Origin of the sequence: Streptomyces sp. NPDC047974 (genome assembly GCF_040653375.1) — a bacterium.
Taxonomy (GTDB): domain Bacteria; phylum Actinomycetota; class Actinomycetes; order Streptomycetales; family Streptomycetaceae; genus Streptomyces.
Genome location: NZ_JBEZNU010000049.1, coordinates 1 through 15,557 on the forward strand (window position 1 = coordinate 1; position 15,557 = coordinate 15,557).

16 protein-coding genes and 1 pseudogene are annotated in these 15,557 nt (G+C 74.9%); 8 read left to right on the plus strand and 9 right to left on the minus strand.

Features of this window, described 5'->3' with window-relative positions:
- The 4 genes and pseudogenes from AB0E19_RS35895 to AB0E19_RS35910 all read right to left on the minus strand — a co-directional run.
- A pseudogene (locus AB0E19_RS35895) lies at positions 1 to 731 on the minus strand (hypothetical protein); the annotation flags it as partial.
- Between the two features lie 532 nt (positions 732 to 1,263).
- On the minus strand, positions 1,264 to 1,956 hold the full coding sequence (locus AB0E19_RS35900; protein WP_362188486.1) for a nucleotidyltransferase domain-containing protein: 693 nt from the start codon (positions 1,954 to 1,956) through the stop codon (positions 1,264 to 1,266).
- 10 nt (positions 1,957 to 1,966) lie between these two features.
- Positions 1,967 to 2,440, minus strand: coding sequence for a Rieske (2Fe-2S) protein (locus tag AB0E19_RS35905; protein WP_362188489.1), 474 nt, complete (start codon positions 2,438 to 2,440; stop codon positions 1,967 to 1,969).
- A gap of 55 nt (positions 2,441 to 2,495) precedes the next feature.
- Positions 2,496 to 2,831, minus strand: a complete 336-nt coding sequence (locus AB0E19_RS35910; protein ID WP_362188492.1) for a DUF952 domain-containing protein — start codon at positions 2,829 to 2,831, stop codon at positions 2,496 to 2,498.
- A gap of 110 nt (positions 2,832 to 2,941) precedes the next feature.
- On the opposite strand from AB0E19_RS35910, the gene AB0E19_RS35915 reads away from it, so the two are divergent.
- The 5 genes from AB0E19_RS35915 (at position 2,942) to der (ending at position 7,605) form a co-directional block, all read left to right on the plus strand.
- Positions 2,942 to 3,385 carry a YidB family protein gene (locus tag AB0E19_RS35915; RefSeq protein ID WP_362188495.1) on the plus strand — a complete coding sequence of 148 codons (444 nt, stop codon included), beginning with the start codon at positions 2,942 to 2,944 and terminating at the stop codon, positions 3,383 to 3,385.
- A 151-nt stretch (positions 3,386 to 3,536) separates the two neighbouring features.
- Positions 3,537 to 4,625, plus strand: coding sequence for a prephenate dehydrogenase (locus AB0E19_RS35920; protein ID WP_362188498.1), 1,089 nt, complete (start codon positions 3,537 to 3,539; stop codon positions 4,623 to 4,625).
- Positions 4,626 to 4,766: 141 nt separating this feature from the next.
- Positions 4,767 to 5,441, plus strand: a complete 675-nt coding sequence (gene cmk, locus AB0E19_RS35925; protein ID WP_362188502.1) for a (d)CMP kinase — start codon at positions 4,767 to 4,769, stop codon at positions 5,439 to 5,441.
- A gap of 53 nt (positions 5,442 to 5,494) precedes the next feature.
- Positions 5,495 to 6,082, plus strand: coding sequence for a lysophospholipid acyltransferase family protein (locus tag AB0E19_RS35930; RefSeq protein ID WP_362188559.1), 588 nt, complete (start codon positions 5,495 to 5,497; stop codon positions 6,080 to 6,082).
- A 74-nt stretch (positions 6,083 to 6,156) separates the two neighbouring features.
- Positions 6,157 to 7,605, plus strand: coding sequence for a ribosome biogenesis GTPase Der (gene der, locus AB0E19_RS35935; RefSeq protein ID WP_362188505.1), 1,449 nt, complete (start codon positions 6,157 to 6,159; stop codon positions 7,603 to 7,605).
- A 119-nt stretch (positions 7,606 to 7,724) separates the two neighbouring features.
- Here the strand turns inward: der and AB0E19_RS35940 are convergent, their stop codons facing one another.
- Both AB0E19_RS35940 and AB0E19_RS35945 read right to left on the minus strand, forming a co-directional pair.
- Positions 7,725 to 8,012 (minus strand): hypothetical protein, encoded by a 288-nt coding sequence (locus AB0E19_RS35940; RefSeq protein ID WP_362188508.1) that lies wholly within the window; start codon positions 8,010 to 8,012, stop codon positions 7,725 to 7,727.
- A 179-nt stretch (positions 8,013 to 8,191) separates the two neighbouring features.
- Positions 8,192 to 8,974 (minus strand): hypothetical protein, encoded by a 783-nt coding sequence (locus AB0E19_RS35945; RefSeq protein ID WP_362188511.1) that lies wholly within the window; start codon positions 8,972 to 8,974, stop codon positions 8,192 to 8,194.
- Between the two features lie 260 nt (positions 8,975 to 9,234).
- On the opposite strand from AB0E19_RS35945, the gene AB0E19_RS35950 reads away from it, so the two are divergent.
- A complete protein-coding gene (locus AB0E19_RS35950; RefSeq protein WP_362188514.1) occupies positions 9,235 to 9,969 on the plus strand; it encodes a transglycosylase family protein in 735 nt (244 codons plus the stop codon).
- 19 nt (positions 9,970 to 9,988) lie between these two features.
- Here AB0E19_RS35950 and AB0E19_RS35955 read toward each other — a convergent pair whose 3' ends face one another.
- From AB0E19_RS35955 to AB0E19_RS35965, 3 genes are read right to left on the minus strand one after another with little or no spacing between them, the layout of a single operon-like run.
- Complete coding sequence (locus AB0E19_RS35955; protein ID WP_362188517.1) at positions 9,989 to 10,642, minus strand: ATP-binding cassette domain-containing protein; 654 nt, start codon at positions 10,640 to 10,642, stop codon at positions 9,989 to 9,991.
- Entirely contained in the window at positions 10,639 to 13,179 is a 2,541-nt protein-coding gene (locus AB0E19_RS35960; protein ID WP_362188521.1) for an ATP-binding cassette domain-containing protein, read from the minus strand. The genes AB0E19_RS35955 and AB0E19_RS35960 overlap by 4 nt, the downstream gene beginning before the upstream one ends.
- Positions 13,167 to 13,583, minus strand: coding sequence for a hypothetical protein (locus AB0E19_RS35965; protein WP_362188524.1), 417 nt, complete (start codon positions 13,581 to 13,583; stop codon positions 13,167 to 13,169). The genes AB0E19_RS35960 and AB0E19_RS35965 overlap by 13 nt, the downstream gene beginning before the upstream one ends.
- A gap of 101 nt (positions 13,584 to 13,684) precedes the next feature.
- Between AB0E19_RS35965 and AB0E19_RS35970 the strand changes: the two genes are divergently transcribed.
- The gene (locus AB0E19_RS35970; protein WP_362188527.1) at positions 13,685 to 14,215 is read left to right on the plus strand and encodes a hypothetical protein; all 531 of its coding nucleotides are present in this window, start codon (positions 13,685 to 13,687) and stop codon (positions 14,213 to 14,215) included.
- Positions 14,193 to 15,506 carry an ABC transporter substrate-binding protein gene (locus tag AB0E19_RS35975; protein WP_362188530.1) on the plus strand — a complete coding sequence of 438 codons (1,314 nt, stop codon included), beginning with the start codon at positions 14,193 to 14,195 and terminating at the stop codon, positions 15,504 to 15,506. Before AB0E19_RS35970 ends, AB0E19_RS35975 begins: the two co-directional genes overlap by 23 nt.
- The last annotated feature ends 51 nt before the right edge of the window (positions 15,507 to 15,557 follow it).

Sequence of the window (15,557 nt, forward strand, 5' to 3'; positions counted from 1 at the left end):
CCCAGGTTGAGGACCGCGTTGTCGTTGAACCAGCACAGGTCACCGACGCGCGTGGTGTTCGTCCCACCGGTCTTGTCGTCGTTGCACGCCTTGTAACGACGCTCGATGAACCCGGGCTCCCAGTTCCAGCCGTCACCGATCCACGACGGCTGGTTGTTCGACGCGGCCGTACGACCGTCGACACTCTGCGAGTTGTACTGCAGGGCGATGCTCGGTTCGAGCTCGCTCGGCACCGTCGGCACGTCGATGGGATAGGTCCACGAGAAGGCGCCGGTGGAACCTCCGGCGCTCCAGGTGCCGGACGGCTGGAGCGGTGTCGCCTTGAAGTCGCCGGTGGGACCGGCGGCGCTCGCCGTGGCGGCCAGCACGGTGGCGGAGGAGGCGAGGGCCGTGCTCGCCCCGGTGGGGCCGGCCTTCGTGCCCGAGAGGGTGCCGGACGGCTGCCGCACCTCGGCGGAGAGCGTGCCGGCCTTCAGGTCGTTGCGGGTCTTCAGCGGCTTCTGGACACGGCACTGCGCCGCGTCCGGAGTGGTCAGCGCACAGGCCGGCAGTTCCACGAGCCGCAGCCGGGCGGCGTAGTCGCCGCCGTAGGCGTGACGGAAGGCGTTGTAGTCGACCTTGACGTCCACGGAACCGCTGACAGGGCCGCCGTCGGTGCTGCCCAGGGTCATCAGCAGACCGTCGATGCCGGCCTTGCGCGTGGCGTTCCGGTCGGCGACCGAGACCCGCACGCTCTGAGGCGTCCGGCTCTGCCCGACGCGGAAGGGCTGGTCCCCACCCGTCCGGGTGGCGACGCCGGCGGCCCCCGGGCGGAGGCTGACCGGAAGGTCGCCTGCCCGGCCCCCGCCGTCGTCCAGTCGAATCTCGGCAGATCCGGCGGAAGGCCAGTGGACCCCCTTTTTCCGGTCCGTCACGGAAACCGCGGCAGCGTCCGGCTTCTTCTTGCCGCCTATTTTCGCCGCGGAAACCGCGACCGCCGGCGGCTGCTGGAGTTCCGGAAGCCGCGGCCCTCCCTTGCTTTCCACGGCTATGGCTGTACTGGGCAGTGCCCCAGCCAGGAATGCGACGGCCAAGGTCGTCGGCAATCCACGTCTACGGAAACGTTGCACGTCCCCCCCTGTGTGAAGAAAAACCAATCAGCGGGGGGCAGGGTAACACTTCGTGATCTTGAAAAAAGAGAGTAAAGGAGGGGCAAATACGCCCTTTATGGAAGGCGCCGGAAGAGGGTGTTCAGGGGATTCATCCCCTATTTGTCGTGAATATTCAGACGGATGCGCGGCGGGCGCGGATCAGGAGGTCCTGCACGCGCGCGTGGTCGGGCGCGGGCGGCAGGGGGCTGGCGCCGAGGGCGGTGTCGGACTCGTCCTGGAGGCGGTTCATCCAGGACTCGACCTCCGGCCACGGGACCTCGCCGCGCTTGACGGCGAGCAGCCGCTCCCGGTCCGCGCCCACGTCGATCCGCAGCTCGCCCGTGCGCAGCAGGTCCCGGCAGCTGCCGAGCAGCCGCAGCAGGTGCATGGCGTGCTTCCAGCGCGGGTGGCCGTACTGGCGGACGTCCGCCTCCAGCTTGCGGCGCTGGCCGACCGCGTACCGGACGAAGGCGGCGTGGGCCCGGCGGGAGAGGAAGGCACCGCGCAGGTCGAGGAGTTCGCGGCCCCACTCGGTGGTGTGGACGACCAGGGGGGAGTGGAGGCACTCCAGGACGTTGGGGTTGTTGCGGAGGGCCAGCTCGCAGAAGCGTTCCAGCTCCCAGCTGAACTGCTCGGGGGCCGGGCCCTCCACGTGCGCCGGGGGCTTGTCGAAGCGCCAGAAGAGCGGCGTCGGCGCGAGGTAGACGCCCCGGGTGTCGGTGTCGCTGTCCTCGGTCGCCAGTCCGAAGGCGCGCGAGCCCATCACACAGGCGTAGACGGTGTGCTCGCGCACCAGTGCCTCGGGGGTCGTGTCCACGGCGGTCATGGCGGCCAGGCTACGCGAGGGTGATCGTCTCCCCGGAGACGGTGATCTCCTCGGCGGGCAGCGGCCGCGGCGCCGGGCCGGCCTTCACGGCTCCGTCGTCGATGCCGAACTTCGAGCCGTGGCAGGGGCAGTCGATCGTGCCGCTCGCGACCTTGTTCACCGTGCAGCCCTGGTGGGTGCAGATCGCCGAGAACGCCTTGAACTCGCCTTTCCTGGGCTGCGTCACGACCACCTTGCGGTCCGCGAAGACGGTGCCGCCGCCCACCGGGATCTCCGAGGTGCTCGCCAGCGGGGTGCCGGTGGTCTCCGCCGGGGTCGGGGCGCTCGACTCCGTACCGCCGCCTCCGCCGTCGTCCGAGCCGCAGCCGGTGGTCGTCGCCGCGGTCGCCGTGGTCAGGGCGGCCGCCGCGAGCAGGACCGTCCGGCGGGGTGCCGTCGGTGCCGTCGGTGCCGTCGGGGTCGTCCGTGTCGTCCGTGAGGTCATACGGCCCAGCTTCGCGCCGGCCGCGCCGCCGCCCCCGCAACACGCCGGGCCCGGACTACACCCAGGGCGCCAACTCCCCCGCACGGCCGTCCGCGTCCCGCAGCACCTCCAGGACGGCCGTCACCGCCGTCCGCTCCACCGGCCCGTACACATGCGGGAAGAGCCGGTCCTCCGAACCCTCCCAGCGGACCTCCCCGGACAGCAGGGCCGGGTCGATCACCAGCACCAGGAGCGGGCCCGGCGCGTCCCGGTAGTGGGCGTCGGCGATCGCGAGCGCCGCCTGCTCGTCCGGCGAGCAGTGCACGAAGCCCTCGGCGGCGAGCGACGGCGGGGCGTAGGGGAGGGCGGGGTCCGCGGACCACTCGTCCAGCGGTACGACATGGAGCAGCATCCGCCCTTTCTACCCGCTCGGCACCCGCGCCCGCACCGGGTGGCGGAATCACCCCGTATGCATGAGATTGAGGCGATCGGGGCTGTGTACGGACGAAAGGCGGAACCACCATGGCGGGCAACGATCTCGGCAGTCTCCTCGGCTCCCTGCTCGGCGGAGGCGGCGGACAGGGCGGCGGTGCCGGCGGCATCCTCGGCTCCCTGCTCGGCGCGCTCGCGGGCGGCGGGCAGGGGAGCGGGGGCGCGGGCGGCGGGGGCAACGGCCAGAACCCGCTCGGCGGACTGCTCGACATGCTCACCAAGTCCGGCCTCGCCGACCAGGCCCAGTCCTGGATCGGCACCGGCGAGAACAAGCCCGTCGACGGCGCCCAGATCGCCCGGGCGCTCCCCGACGAGACCCTGCAGAAGGTCGCCCAGGACGCCGGGGTGACACCGCAGCAGGCCGCCGACGAGATCGCGCAGTCGCTGCCGCAGGCCGTCGACAAGCTGACGCCGGGCGGATCGCTGCCGCAGGGCGGGTCGCTGGAGGACATCATCCGGGCGCAGAAGCTCTGACGGCGCCGGTCCTCGGCCGTCGCCGTCGGGCCGCACGCGGCGCCCGCCCCGCGCGTCTCGCAGGGCGGGCGCACGCGCGCGTGCCGTCCCCGGGCTGACTAGGCTGGCCCCTTACCGCCCTCGCCCTGCCGCGCCCCAAGGACATCCCCCCGTGAGAACAGCGCTCGTCATCGGAACCGGACTGATCGGCACCTCCGCCGCACTCGCCCTCGCCGGCCGGGGCGTCACGGTCCACCTGCGCGACCACGACCCGGCGAGCGCCCGGACCGCGGCGGCGCTCGGCGCGGGCACCGACGCGGAGCCCGAGGGCCGGGTGGACCTCGCGATCGTCGCCGTGCCGCCGGCGCACGTCGCCGCCACGCTCGCCGACGCCATGCGCGCCGGGGCGGCCCGCGGCTACCTCGACGTGGCCAGCGTCAAGGGCGGGCCGCGCCGCGCCCTGGAGGCGACGGGCCTCGACCTCGGCGCGTACATCGGCAGCCACCCGATGTCCGGCAAGGAGCGTTCCGGCCCGCTGGCGGGCACCGCCGACCTCTTCGAGGGCCGGCCCTGGGTCCTCACACCGACCCGGGACACCGACACCGAGGTGCTCAACCTCGCGCTGGAACTCGTCGCGCTCTGCGGGGCCGTGCCCGTCGTCATGGACGCCGACGCCCACGACCGGGCGGTCGCCCTCGTCTCCCACACCCCGCAGCTCGTCTCCTCGATGGTCGCGGCGCGCCTGGAGGAGGCGGAGGAGTCGGCCGTACGGCTCTGCGGGCAGGGGATACGGGACGTCACGAGGATCGCCGCGTCGGACCCGCGCATGTGGCTGGAGATCCTCTCCGCCAACCCCGGACCGGTCGCGGACGTCCTCGCCGGGGTCGCGGCGGACCTCGACGAGACGGTGCGGGCGCTGCGGTCCCTCCAGTCCTCGGACGAGGAGGAACGGCGGGGCGGGGCGGCGGGCGTCGAGGACGTGCTGCGGCGCGGGAACGCGGGGCGCGCGCGGGTGCCCGGCAAGCACGGCGCGGCGCCCACCGCCTACGAGACCGTCGCGGTGCTCATCAGCGACCGGCCCGGGGAGCTGGCCCGGATCTTCGCGGACGCCGGGCGGGCGGGCGTCAACATCGAGGACGTCCGCATCGAGCACGCGACGGGCCAGCAGGCGGGCCTGGTCCAGCTCATGGTCGACCCCAAGGCCGCCCCGGCCCTCTCCCACTCCCTGCAGTCCCAGGGGTGGTCCCTCCGCACGCCCTGACTCCTCCGGGGGACGCGGGCCCGCGGGGACGGCGGGCGGGGGGCCCGCGGGGACGGGGCACGGGCGGGTTCGGGGACTCGGTAACCTTGTAGGGGTCCGGGCTGTCGCCGGGGCCCCGCCCACCCAGGAAGGTCACCCACCGTGGAATCCGTGATCGTCGCCATCGACGGCCCGTCCGGCACGGGCAAGTCGAGCACCTCGAAGGCGGTCGCCGCCAAGCTGGGTCTCGACTACCTGGACACCGGCGCCCAGTACCGGGCGATCACCTGGTGGATGATCGGCAACGGGGTCGACGTGGACGACGCCGAGGCCGTGGCGAACGCCGCCGGCAAGCCCGTCATCGTCTCCGGCACGGACCCGTCCCGCCCCACCATCACGGTGGACGGCGTGGACGCCGCGGGACCGATCCGCACCGAGGAGGTCACCTCCCGGGTCAGCGCGGTCAGCGCCGTCCCGGAGGTCCGCGCGCTCATCACCGAGCTCCAGCGCCGCATCGCCCGCGAGGCCGAGCGCGGCATCGTCGTCGAGGGCCGGGACATCGGCACCACCGTCCTCCCCGACGCCGACCTCAAGGTCTTCCTCACCGCCTCGGCGGAGGCCCGCGCCGCCCGCCGCTCCGGCGAGCTGAAGGGCGTCGACGTGCGGGCCACCCAGGAGGCCCTGGTCAAGCGGGACGCGGCGGACTCCAGCCGCAAGACCTCCCCGCTCGCCAAGGCCGGGGACGCGGTGGAGGTCGACACCACCGAGCTCACCCTCGACCAGGTCATCGAGTGCGTCGTCACCCTGGTGGAGGAGAAGAGGGCGGCCGTCAAGTGACCCAGCCGTCCGCGAAGGGCGCCGCGGTCGGCCGCCGCATCGGCATCGGACTGATGTACGGCTTCTGGAAGCCGCGCGTCCTCGGTGCCTGGCGGGTGCCGGCCACCGGACCCGTCATCATGGCCGTCAACCACGCGCACAACATCGACGGCCCCATGCTCATGGGCACCGCCCCGCGCCCCGTGCACTTCCTCATCAAGAAGGAGGCGTTCGTCGGACCGCTGGGCAGCTTCCTGGACGGCATCGGCCAGCTGAAGGTCGACCGCGAGTCCACGGACCGGAACGCGATCGGCAACGCGCTGGGCGTGCTCGAACAGGGCGGGGTCCTCGGGATCTTCCCCGAGGGCACCCGGGGCGAGGGCGACTTCGCCTCGCTCCGCGCCGGGCTCGCCTACTTCGCCGTCCGCTCCGGCGCCCCGATCGTCCCGGTCGCGGTCCTCGGCAGCACCGAGCGGCCCGGACGGCTCGTGAAGGGGCTGCCGGCCCTCCGCAGCCGGGTGGACGTCGTCTTCGGGGAGGCCTTCGAAGCGGGTGACGGCAGCGGGCGGCGTACCCGCAAGGCGCTCGACGAGGCCACGCTCCGCATCCAGGAGCACCTCACCGGCCACCTGAAAAACGCCAGGCGCCTCACCGGGCGCTGAGTGACACTTCAGTAGTGGGACCACGGCTCCGGCCGCCGGGACCACCGACCACGAATGATCAAGGAACGGACTTCATGAACGACCAGCACGACCACGGGGCACTTGGCGATGCCGAGTACGCGGAGTTCATGGAGCTCGCCGCGGAAGAGGGCTTCGACATCGAGGACGTCGAGGTGGCGATCGAGGAGGCCGGCCACGGGCCGCTCCCCGTCCTCGCCGTCGTCGGCCGTCCGAACGTCGGCAAGTCGACCCTGGTGAACCGCATCATCGGCCGCCGCGAGGCGGTCGTCGAGGACAAGCCGGGCGTCACCCGCGACCGCGTCACCTACGAGGCCGAGTGGGCCGGCCGCCGCTTCAAGGTCGTCGACACCGGCGGCTGGGAGCAGGACGTCCTCGGCATCGACGCCTCCGTCGCCACCCAGGCCGAGTACGCCATCGAGGCCGCCGACGCCTGCCTCTTCGTCGTGGACGCCACCGTCGGCGCCACCGACACCGACGAGGCCGTCGTCAAGCTCCTGCGCCGCGCCGGCAAGCCGGTCGTCCTCGCCGCCAACAAGGTCGACGGCCAGTCCGGCGAGGCCGACGCCGCCATGCTCTGGTCGCTCGGCCTCGGCGAGCCGTTCCCGGTCTCCTCGCTGCACGGCCGCGGCACCGGCGACCTCCTCGACGAGGTCCTCAGGAAGCTGCCCGAGGCCCCCGAGCAGACCTTCGGCAAGGCGATCGGCGGCCCCCGCCGCATCGCCCTCATCGGCCGCCCCAACGTCGGCAAGTCCTCCCTCCTGAACAAGGTGGCGGGCGAGGACCGCGTGGTCGTCAACGAGCTGGCCGGCACCACCCGCGACCCGGTCGACGAGCTCATCGAGCTCGGTGGCGTGACCTGGAAGTTCGTCGACACCGCCGGCATCCGCAAGAAGGTCCACCTCCAGGCCGGCGCCGACTACTACGCCTCCCTCCGTACGGCCGCCGCCGTGGAGAAGGCCGAGGTCGCGGTCATCCTCATCGACACCACCGACCAGATCTCGGTGCAGGACCAGCGGATCATCACGATGGCCGTCGAGTCCGGCCGCGCCATCGTCATCGCGTACAACAAGTGGGACGAGCTCGACGAGGAGCGCCGTTACTACCTGGAGCGCGAGATCGAGACCGAGATGCAGCAGGTCTCCTGGGCTCCCCGGGTCAACGTCTCCGCCAAGACCGGCCGCCACATGGAGAAGCTGGTCCCGGCGATCGAGACCGCCCTCGCCGGCTGGGAGACCCGCGTCCCCACCGGCCGGCTCAACGCCTTCCTCGGCGAGCTGGTCGCGGCCCACCCGCACCCGGTCCGCGGCGGCAAGCAGCCCCGCATCCTCTTCGGCACCCAGGCCGGCACCAAGCCGCCGCGCTTCGTGCTCTTCGCCTCCGGCTTCCTGGAGGCCGGCTACCGCCGCTTCATCGAGCGCCGGCTGCGCGAGGAGTTCGGTTTCGAGGGCACCCCGATCCACATCTCGGTCCGCGTGCGCGAGAAGCGCGGCAAGAAGAAGTAACGCGGCAGAAGAAGGAACGCGGGAGGAAGCAACCCGCGCCGTGCACACGGCCGAGGGCCGGAGCCGTACCGTACGCGGACGACTCCGGCCCTCGGCCGTTCCTGCTGCCCCGGCCGCGCTCAGAGGCTGCGGCGGGGCCCCGGCGGCAGCGCCGCCTGCGGGGGGTGGTGCTGGGGGCCCGACCAGGCCGACGGATACGCCGCGTGGTGCTGGCCGTGGAATCCCGAGAGGCCGGTGAAGCCGGACAGGCCCGTGCTCATCGCCGTGCCGAAGGCCCGGAACGCCAGCTCCTCCTCGCCGCTGCGGTCACCCGGAAGCGTGCGGAACGACCGGCGGTACTCCGAGTACAGGGCATCGAAGATCGGCGTCGCCGAGTACCCGGCCGGAACGTCCTGCGCCGGGCGCATGGCGGGGATCGGACTCGGATACGGCTGGGGGAAAGGGTCGTATGGGTGCACGTAGGTGCCAACGACCCCGCCGTCCGTCGGATGCGGGCGGCTCTCCGAAAGAGGGGCCCGCCGGGGACGGGGGACGGTCGGGATCCCCGGCCCGCGCACCGGCCCTATCCCCGGACGCCCGGCGTCCATCAGGTCCCGGCCAGCGGCATCGCGGCGGCGACCAGGCGCCCGTTGGCCGCGGCCTTCTCCAGGGCGTCCCGCAGCAGGTCCTCGCGCGGCTGCTGGCCGATGGAGCCGACCGGCGCGGCGAAGACGAGCACCGTGTGCGACTTGTTGGCCGCCGCGCGCCAGCCCTCGGTGACCTGGAGCGGCTGGTGCGCCTGCCACCAGGCCGACTGGCCCGCGCCGCCCGCGCCGGGCTGGAGCACCGAGTGCAGCTGGCCCATGGCGACCAGGACCGACCAGCCGGGCAGCGCGGCCGGCTTGGTGTTCAGGTCCTCGACGGGGTGGAAGCCCTGCTCGGAGAGGAGCGACAGGAACTCGTCGGTGAGCCCGCCGGAACCGGGGCGGGCCACCGGCGCGGTCGGCTCCACGACCAGCGCCGGGTGCAGCTCGCCGTCGATCAGGACGAGACCGCTGGTGACGCCGAGCACGGCCTGCTCGGGGTGGGCCGCGGAGAGGGCGTCGGCGGCGTCGGCGGCCGTGATGGAGGCGACGGCGCCCTGGAGCTGGTCCTCGGCGACCTGGACCACCTGCGACGGGATGCAGCTGGCGTGGGCGAACGCGAGGACCGCGGTCTCCTCGCCGACGAACAGCACCGTGGAGGTGCGCTCCTGCTCGGAGTCGCCCGGCGTGCGGCAGGAGGTGCAGTCGTAGCTGCCCGGGGCGTTGTCGCCGGCGAGCAGCCGGTCGGCTTCTTCGTCGCCGATCTCGGCGCGTACGTCCTCGCTGACGTCGAGCATGCGCGGCACGGAGGGCTCCCTGGATTCGGTAAGGACGGACCCCGGGCCTTTCCCGGGCGTCTCATGCCGAGTTCAACGGGTCAGGCGCGGGCGGGGTCACGCGCGGAAGCGAGGCAAGTTGCCACTGGCGCGTGCGGGAGCCCCGGGGACGGGCGCCGCGGTGCCTCCGGCGGGGGGCGGTGGCGGGGGTGACTCCGACCGGGTGGGAAGTGAACAGTGTTCCGCGCGGCACGGGGGTGGGGCCCGGGCGGCCGACCTAGCCTGCGGCGATGTCGATGATCCGATTTTGGACGGCCGGCTCGCTCGCGGCGGCCTCCGCGGCGGCGCTGCTCGCCCTCCACCAGGCGCCCGTCGCCCTGGCCGCGCCCGGCGACGACGGGCCCGGCACGGCCGGAGCGCCCGGAGCGCCCGGCGGACCGGCGGTGCCCGTGCTGCCGGACGCGGCGGCGGGCGCGGTCGCGGAGGCGCTCGCCGACGCGGCGGCCGCCGTGGAGGCGGCCCAGGGCGCCGTCGGCGGGACCGGCGGCGTCGGGGCGGTGCCGCCGCCACCGTCGGCGGGACCGGCGGGCGCGCCCGCGTACGCCTGCGCCGAGGACCAGTGGCCCTGGGGCTGCGTCGCCGAGTGCGAGAGCAGCGGGCGCTGGGACGTCAACACCGGCAACGGCTACTACGGCGGCCTCCAGTTCTGGCAGCCGACCTGGATCGAGTACGGCGGCCTCGCGTACGCCCGCCGCGCCGACCTCGCCACCCGGCAGCAGCAGATCACCGTCGCCGAGGACGTCCTGCGCGTGCAGGGCTGGGGCGCCTGGCCGGTCTGCTCCAAGCGGTACGGGCTCAGCGGCCGCGCCCACACCGTGCAGCCCGGCGACACCCTCGCCGGCATCGCCCGCCGCTTCGCGGTCAAGGGCGGCTGGCAGCGGCTCTACGAGGCCAACAGGACCGTCATCGGCCCCGACCCGAACCGCCTGTACGTCGGCATGATGCTGCGCATCGCACCGCTCTGAGCGGGCCGGCTCCGAGCCGCTAGGCGGCGGGGCGGTGTTCCTCGGCCGCTTCGCCGCTGAAGACGCGGGTGCCGCGGCGCAGTCGGTGGAGGAGGGTGCCGGGCGGGAGGCCGTCCGGGACGCGCTGTTCGGCGAGGAGCACCGCCGCGCCGGTCTCGGTGGCGAGGGCGGCGAGCAGGGCGTAGGTGCGGGCCGCGACCGGCGGGGCCATGCCGAGGGCCGCCTCGTCGACCAGGACCACGCGGGCGGGGCGCAGCAGGGCGCGGGACACCGCCAGCATCCGGCGTTCGCCGCCGGAGAGCGTGCCCGCGGTGCGGGGGAGCAGCGGGACGAGGGCCGGGTACGGGACCGGGGCGGCCGGGCCCGCGAGGGCCAGGTTCTCGGCGACGGTCAGGCCCTCGTACACGGCGCCCCGGTCCGGTACGAAGCACAGCCCCCGGCGGGCGCGTTCGTGCGGGGGCAGCGCGGTGACGTCCTCGCCGCGCCACAGGACCCGGCCGGCCGAGAGCCGTACCGTCCCGGCGAGGGCCCGCAGCGCGGTGGTGCGGCCGGCGCCGTTGCGGCCGGTCAGGACGGTCACCGTGCCCGCGGGGACCGGGAGGTCCAGGCCGTGCAGGGCCTCCAGGGGGCCGTAGCGGACGCGGGCGCCGCGCAGCTCCATCTCGGTGGTCACGGGCGGAGCCTGCCTCCCTCCATCGTGTGGACGGTGGCGGCCGTGCCGGCGACGAGGTCCGGGTCGTGTTCGACGACGAGGACGGTCAGGCCGTCGGCGGCGAGCGCGGCCAGGAGCCGGGACAGGGCCTCGGCCTCGGCCGCGTCCAGTCCGGCGGCCGGTTCGTCCAGGAGCAGGGTGTGCGGGCGGCCCGCGAGCGCGCGGGCCAGCTCGACGCGGCGCAGCAGGCCCGTCGGCAGGCCCGCCGTGCGGCGGTGGCGCACGGGCCCGGCCAGGCCCGCGAGCCGGAGGGCGCGTTCGGTGGCGGCGGCCGGGTGGCCGCGGTGGCGGCCGTGCTCGGCGCCGACGCGGACGTTCTCCTCCACGGAGAGCGACGGGAACAGGGCCGGCCGCTGGAAGGTCCGCGCGAGGCCGAGGCGCGCCCGGGCGTGGGCGGGGCGGCGCGTGACGTCCCGGCCGTCCAGGAGGACCCGGCCGCCCGGGCGGGGGCGGGCCGCGCCGGCCAGGCAGTCGAAGAGGGTGCTCTTGCCGGCGCCGTTCGGCCCCACCAGCGCGGTGACCTCGGCGGTCGGCAGCACGAGCCCCACCCCCCTCAGGGCCGTCACCCCGCCGGGGTGCGTGAACCAGAGCCCCTCGGCGACGAGCCGCTCGGCCGGCGGGCCGTGGGGGGATTCCCGGTCCGCGGCCGGGTGCGTCCGGGGAGTGCCGGCCGACGGGCCGGACGGGGCCGGGGAACCCCGTGCGGTCGGTCGGTCGTACGGGGTTCTCCGGCCCTCGGGCGGGTTCAGGAGGGCGGTCAGCGGGGGGAGGCGGCCCGTCTGGGTGGCCAGGAGGCCCAGGGCCAGGGCGGCCAGGGCGGCGGGGGTCGTGGTGTCGGTGGTCAGCAGGAGGGGGGCCGCGAGGAGGGGGGTGAGGAGGTTGTCCGCGCCCAGGACCATGACCGCGGCGAACCAGAGGAGGCCGCGCAGGGGGTCGTACGCCGTGGGGTCGAAGGCCTGGGTGGCCATCGTGAGGAGGCCGCCGCCCAGGGCCGCCAGGGCGGCGGCCAGGGTGAAGACCAGGAGTTTGAGGGGGGTCGCGGGGATGCCGGCGGCCTCCGCGGCGGGTTCGTGGTCGCGCAGCGCCGCCAGCGCGCGGCCGGTGCGGCCCCGGCGGAGGGCCGCCACCAGGAGGAGGGCCAGGGCGAGCAGGACGAGTTCCAGGGCGTAGTACGCGCGGTCCGTGGCGAAGGGGCCGGGACGGGCGGGGGCGGCCAGGTCCGCCGTGGCGTAGGGCTGGGTGAGGACGAAGCGGCTGACCGCCACCCCGACCGCCAGGGTCGCGAGGGCCAGCGCCAGGCCGTGGCGGCGGATCGCCGGGCCCGCCGTCAGCAGGCCCGCCGCTCCCGTCAGGGGCACCGCCAGGGCCAGGGCCGGGAGGGGTGGGACGCCGGCCGTCGTGAAGAGGGTGGTGAAGAGGGCTCCCAGGCCCGCGTAGGCCGCCTGGCCCAGGGCCAGCAGGCCCGAGCGGCCCGTCACGACCACCAGGGAGAGGAGGACGATCGCGAGGGCCGGGACCTGGACCGCCGTGCGCAGGTCGGTGCCCCCCGCCACCAGGGGGAGGAGGAAGCAGACGGCGGCGAGGGGCCAGACCGCCGGGGGCGTGCGGGTCGCCCGGGAAGGGGGCGGCAGCGCGTCCTGGCCCTTGCCGCCGATGCCCGGCAGGACGAGCGCCGCGACCAGCAGCGCGAGGACGAAGAGGTTCGCCCCCACCGAGCGCAGCAGCGGTTCCGCCCAGCCCTCCGGGTGGAAGCGGGTCAGCTGCGCCTGGGTCACCCCGATCAGCAGCGCCGCGCCGATCGCGACCGGCAGCGACCGCATCCGGGCGATGACCGCGACCGCCATCACCTCGACCACGAGCAGCGGCAGGCCGTACGGGTCGAGCCGGACGTACGGGGCGAGCAGCACGCCCGTCAGCCCGGCGGTGAACGCGCCGAACGCCCAGCCGGCCGCGGCGATCCGGTCCGCGTCCACCCCGGCGAGGACGGCCAGCGGGCGGTTGTCGACCACCGCCCGCAGCTCCCGCCCGAAGCGGGTCCACCGGGTCACCGCCGTGACCAGGCAGGCCACCGTCACCACCGTCGCCAGCTGCAGCCAGGGATCGTCGCCGAGCAGGACGGGCGCGTCGTTCCGTGCCCCGGCGCCCCAGAGCAGGACGGCCGCGCCCACGAGGAGGACGAAGACGCCGGTGGAGGCGACCAGGGTGCGGGCGGGACCGGCGCCCGCCCGGGCCAGCGGGCGGAAGACGGCCCGGTCGAGGACGAGACCGAGACCGGGCGCCACCACGAACAGGGTCAGCAGGGCCGCAGGCCACAGCGGCCAGCCCCATGCGACCACCAGCTGACGGAGCACGTACGCGCAGATCATGGCGACCGCGCCGTGCGCGAGGTTCAGCACGCCGGTCGCCCGGTGGGTGACGATCAGGCCGATGCCGGTGAGCGCCGCCGCGCTGCCGACCGCGAGGCCGGCCAGCGTCAGCTCGTAGGTCAGGGAGGCCACGGTTCACACACCGGGCAGGGCGCGAGCGCCGGGTCCCCGGCGGCCGGCACCGCGTCCGCGCGGTCGGCCACCAGCGGGCAGTCGGGGCGGTGTGCCAGCGTCCCGCCGGGGACGCGCAGCGGCGGTTCCCCGGAGGAGGGGACGGCGGTGTCCGGGTCCGTCGGGTCCGCCCCGGGGCGCAGGGAGCCGGCCGGCCGCGCGGGGGTACGCGTCGCCGCCGTGCCGATCAGGACGGCGCCCGCCACGATCAGCGCCGCTCCCGGCACGGTGCACGAGGCCAGGTAGGGGAGCTGGCGTTCGGCGAAGCGCTCGCCCGAGATCCCGTACCAGCCGAGGACGCACAGCAGCGCGCCCCCGGCGGCCGCCACCAGGCCGCCCCACAGCAGGAACCGTGCCGTCGGCACCGCGAGACCTCCGCCCTTTCCTCCGACTATGCCCCGTATTCTTGCGCTCCGCTCCGTATCGTCCGACCCTGGAAGCACGACGCCGAACGGTGGTGAGCCCGATGGTTCTCAGGCGACGAGCGGCCGCCCTCGCGGCCGCCGCGGTGCTGCTCCTCACCCCGGCCGTCGCGGCCTGCTCCGACGACGAGCCCGCGACCGGCAACCAGGTCACCACCACCGCCCCGCCCGGCATGACGGCTCAGCCGCCCGGTGCCGAGGAGCCCGGTGCCGAGGAGCCCGACGACCCCGCCGCGGCCAAGGAGGAGATCACCCGGAACTGGGCGGCCTTCTTCGACGCGGACACCCCGGCCGACGAGCGGGCGGAGCTGCTGGAGAACGGCGAGGAGATGGAGGCCGTCCTGGACGCCTTCGCCGGCAACCCGCAGGCCGCGATGACGGCCGCCGAGGTGACCGGGGTCGCGTTCACCTCCGCCACCGGCGCCGACGTCACCTACGACCTGCTCGTCGGCGGCAACCCGGTGGTGCCCGGCGCCCACGGCACCGCGGTGCTCCAGGACGGCACCTGGAAGGTCTCCGTGAAGACCCTGTGCGGTCTGGTGCAGCTCAGCGGTGTCACCGTCGAAGGCTGTTGAGACGGCCGCGGCGCGGCTCCCGGCCCTGCTGCTGGTCCTCCTCCTGCTCCTCCTCGCGGGATGCGGCAGCAGGCTCCCGGAACGCGCCTTCGGGACGCGGCCCACCGCCCACCCCTCCGGCGGTGAGCCGCTCCGCGTCGGCATCATCACCAGCGCCACCAGCCCGGTCGGCGGTGCCGCCCTCACCGGCCCGCGCGACGGCGCCCGCGCCTGGTTCGACGCCCTGAACGCCGCCGGCGGGCTCGACGGGCGCCGGGTCGAGGTCGAGACCTGCGACGACGGCGGCAGCGGCGTCGGCAACACCGCCTGCGTCCGCGAACTCCTCGACGAGAAGAAGGTCTTCGCCCTCGTCGCCACCACCGCCCTCGACTACGCGGGCGCCCCGCTCGTCTCCCGGGCCGGCGTGCCCGACGTCGGCGGCCAGCCCCTCACCCCCGCCTACGAGACCTATCCGCACCTCTACTCGCTCTACGGCAGCTCCGCCCCGCGCACCGGCGCCTCGCCGGGCTGGGACGGCACCCTGTACGGGGGGACCGAGGTGTACCGGTGGTTCGCGCGCGAGCGCGGGGCGCGGACCGCCGCCGTCGTCGCGTACGACCAGCCGGCCTCCGCCGCCTACGCCCGGCTCGTCGCCCGGGGGCTGCGCGCGGAGGGCTACCGGGTCGTGGACGAGCGGGTCGACTTCGTCCTGCCGGACTTCCGGGCCGTCGCCGCCGATCTGCGCGAACGCCGCGTCGACCTGGTGTTCGACGCGCTGGACGCGCACGGCAACGTCCGGCTGTGCGAGGCGATGGAGGCGCTCGGCGTCCGCGTCGACGCCAAGGTGACGAACGTGCAGAACTGGTCCTCCTCCGTGGCCCGCGACCACGCCCGCGCGCCCGGCTGCCGTGACTCCCTCTGGGTGACCGGGTCGAGCCGCAACATGGACGAGACCGGGCACCCCGCGGTCCGCGCCTTCCGGGCCGCGATGGGGGAGCGGGAGACCTCCCAGTGGCAGCTGGAGGGCTGGGCGGCCGCCATGTGGTTCACCGACGCGGCCCGCTCCTGTCTCGACCGCCCCGACCGGGGCGGACTCACCCGGACGTGCGTCGAGGCGTATCTGAACCGCCAGGAGCCGTACACCGCACGGGGGTTGCTGCTCCCGGTCCGCTTCGAGCACCTGGAGCGGCCGCCCGCCGCCCGCGAGACCTGCCTCTCCGTGGCCCGCTGGCGGGACGGGCGCGGCTGGGTGAGCCAGGGGGAGATGACGCGGAACTGCGCGGTCGTCCCCCAGCTCGGTTACCGGCCGTGAGGAGCGCCGCCGCCGGAGCAGTACAGTCGCCCCGACCTACCAACTGACCGG

What these genes read in the sequence shown, in the direction of transcription:
- AB0E19_RS35950 (WP_362188514.1), top strand. Translation starts at nt 9,235, where the DNA reads ATGTCGATGATCCGATTTTGGACGGCCGGCTCGCTCGCGGCGGCCTCC.
- AB0E19_RS35970 (WP_362188527.1), top strand. Translation starts at nt 13,685, where the DNA reads ATGGTTCTCAGGCGACGAGCGGCCGCCCTCGCGGCCGCCGCGGTGCTG.
- AB0E19_RS35930 (WP_362188559.1), top strand. Translation starts at nt 5,495, where the DNA reads ATGTACGGCTTCTGGAAGCCGCGCGTCCTCGGTGCCTGGCGGGTGCCG.
- AB0E19_RS35910 (WP_362188492.1), bottom strand. Translation starts at nt 2,831, where the DNA reads ATGCTGCTCCATGTCGTACCGCTGGACGAGTGGTCCGCGGACCCCGCC.
- AB0E19_RS35940 (WP_362188508.1), bottom strand. Translation starts at nt 8,012, where the DNA reads ATGCGCCCGGCGCAGGACGTTCCGGCCGGGTACTCGGCGACGCCGATC.
- der (WP_362188505.1), top strand. Translation starts at nt 6,157, where the DNA reads ATGAACGACCAGCACGACCACGGGGCACTTGGCGATGCCGAGTACGCG.
- AB0E19_RS35900 (WP_362188486.1), bottom strand. Translation starts at nt 1,956, where the DNA reads ATGACCGCCGTGGACACGACCCCCGAGGCACTGGTGCGCGAGCACACC.
- AB0E19_RS35915 (WP_362188495.1), top strand. Translation starts at nt 2,942, where the DNA reads ATGGCGGGCAACGATCTCGGCAGTCTCCTCGGCTCCCTGCTCGGCGGA.
- AB0E19_RS35905 (WP_362188489.1), bottom strand. Translation starts at nt 2,440, where the DNA reads ATGACCTCACGGACGACACGGACGACCCCGACGGCACCGACGGCACCG.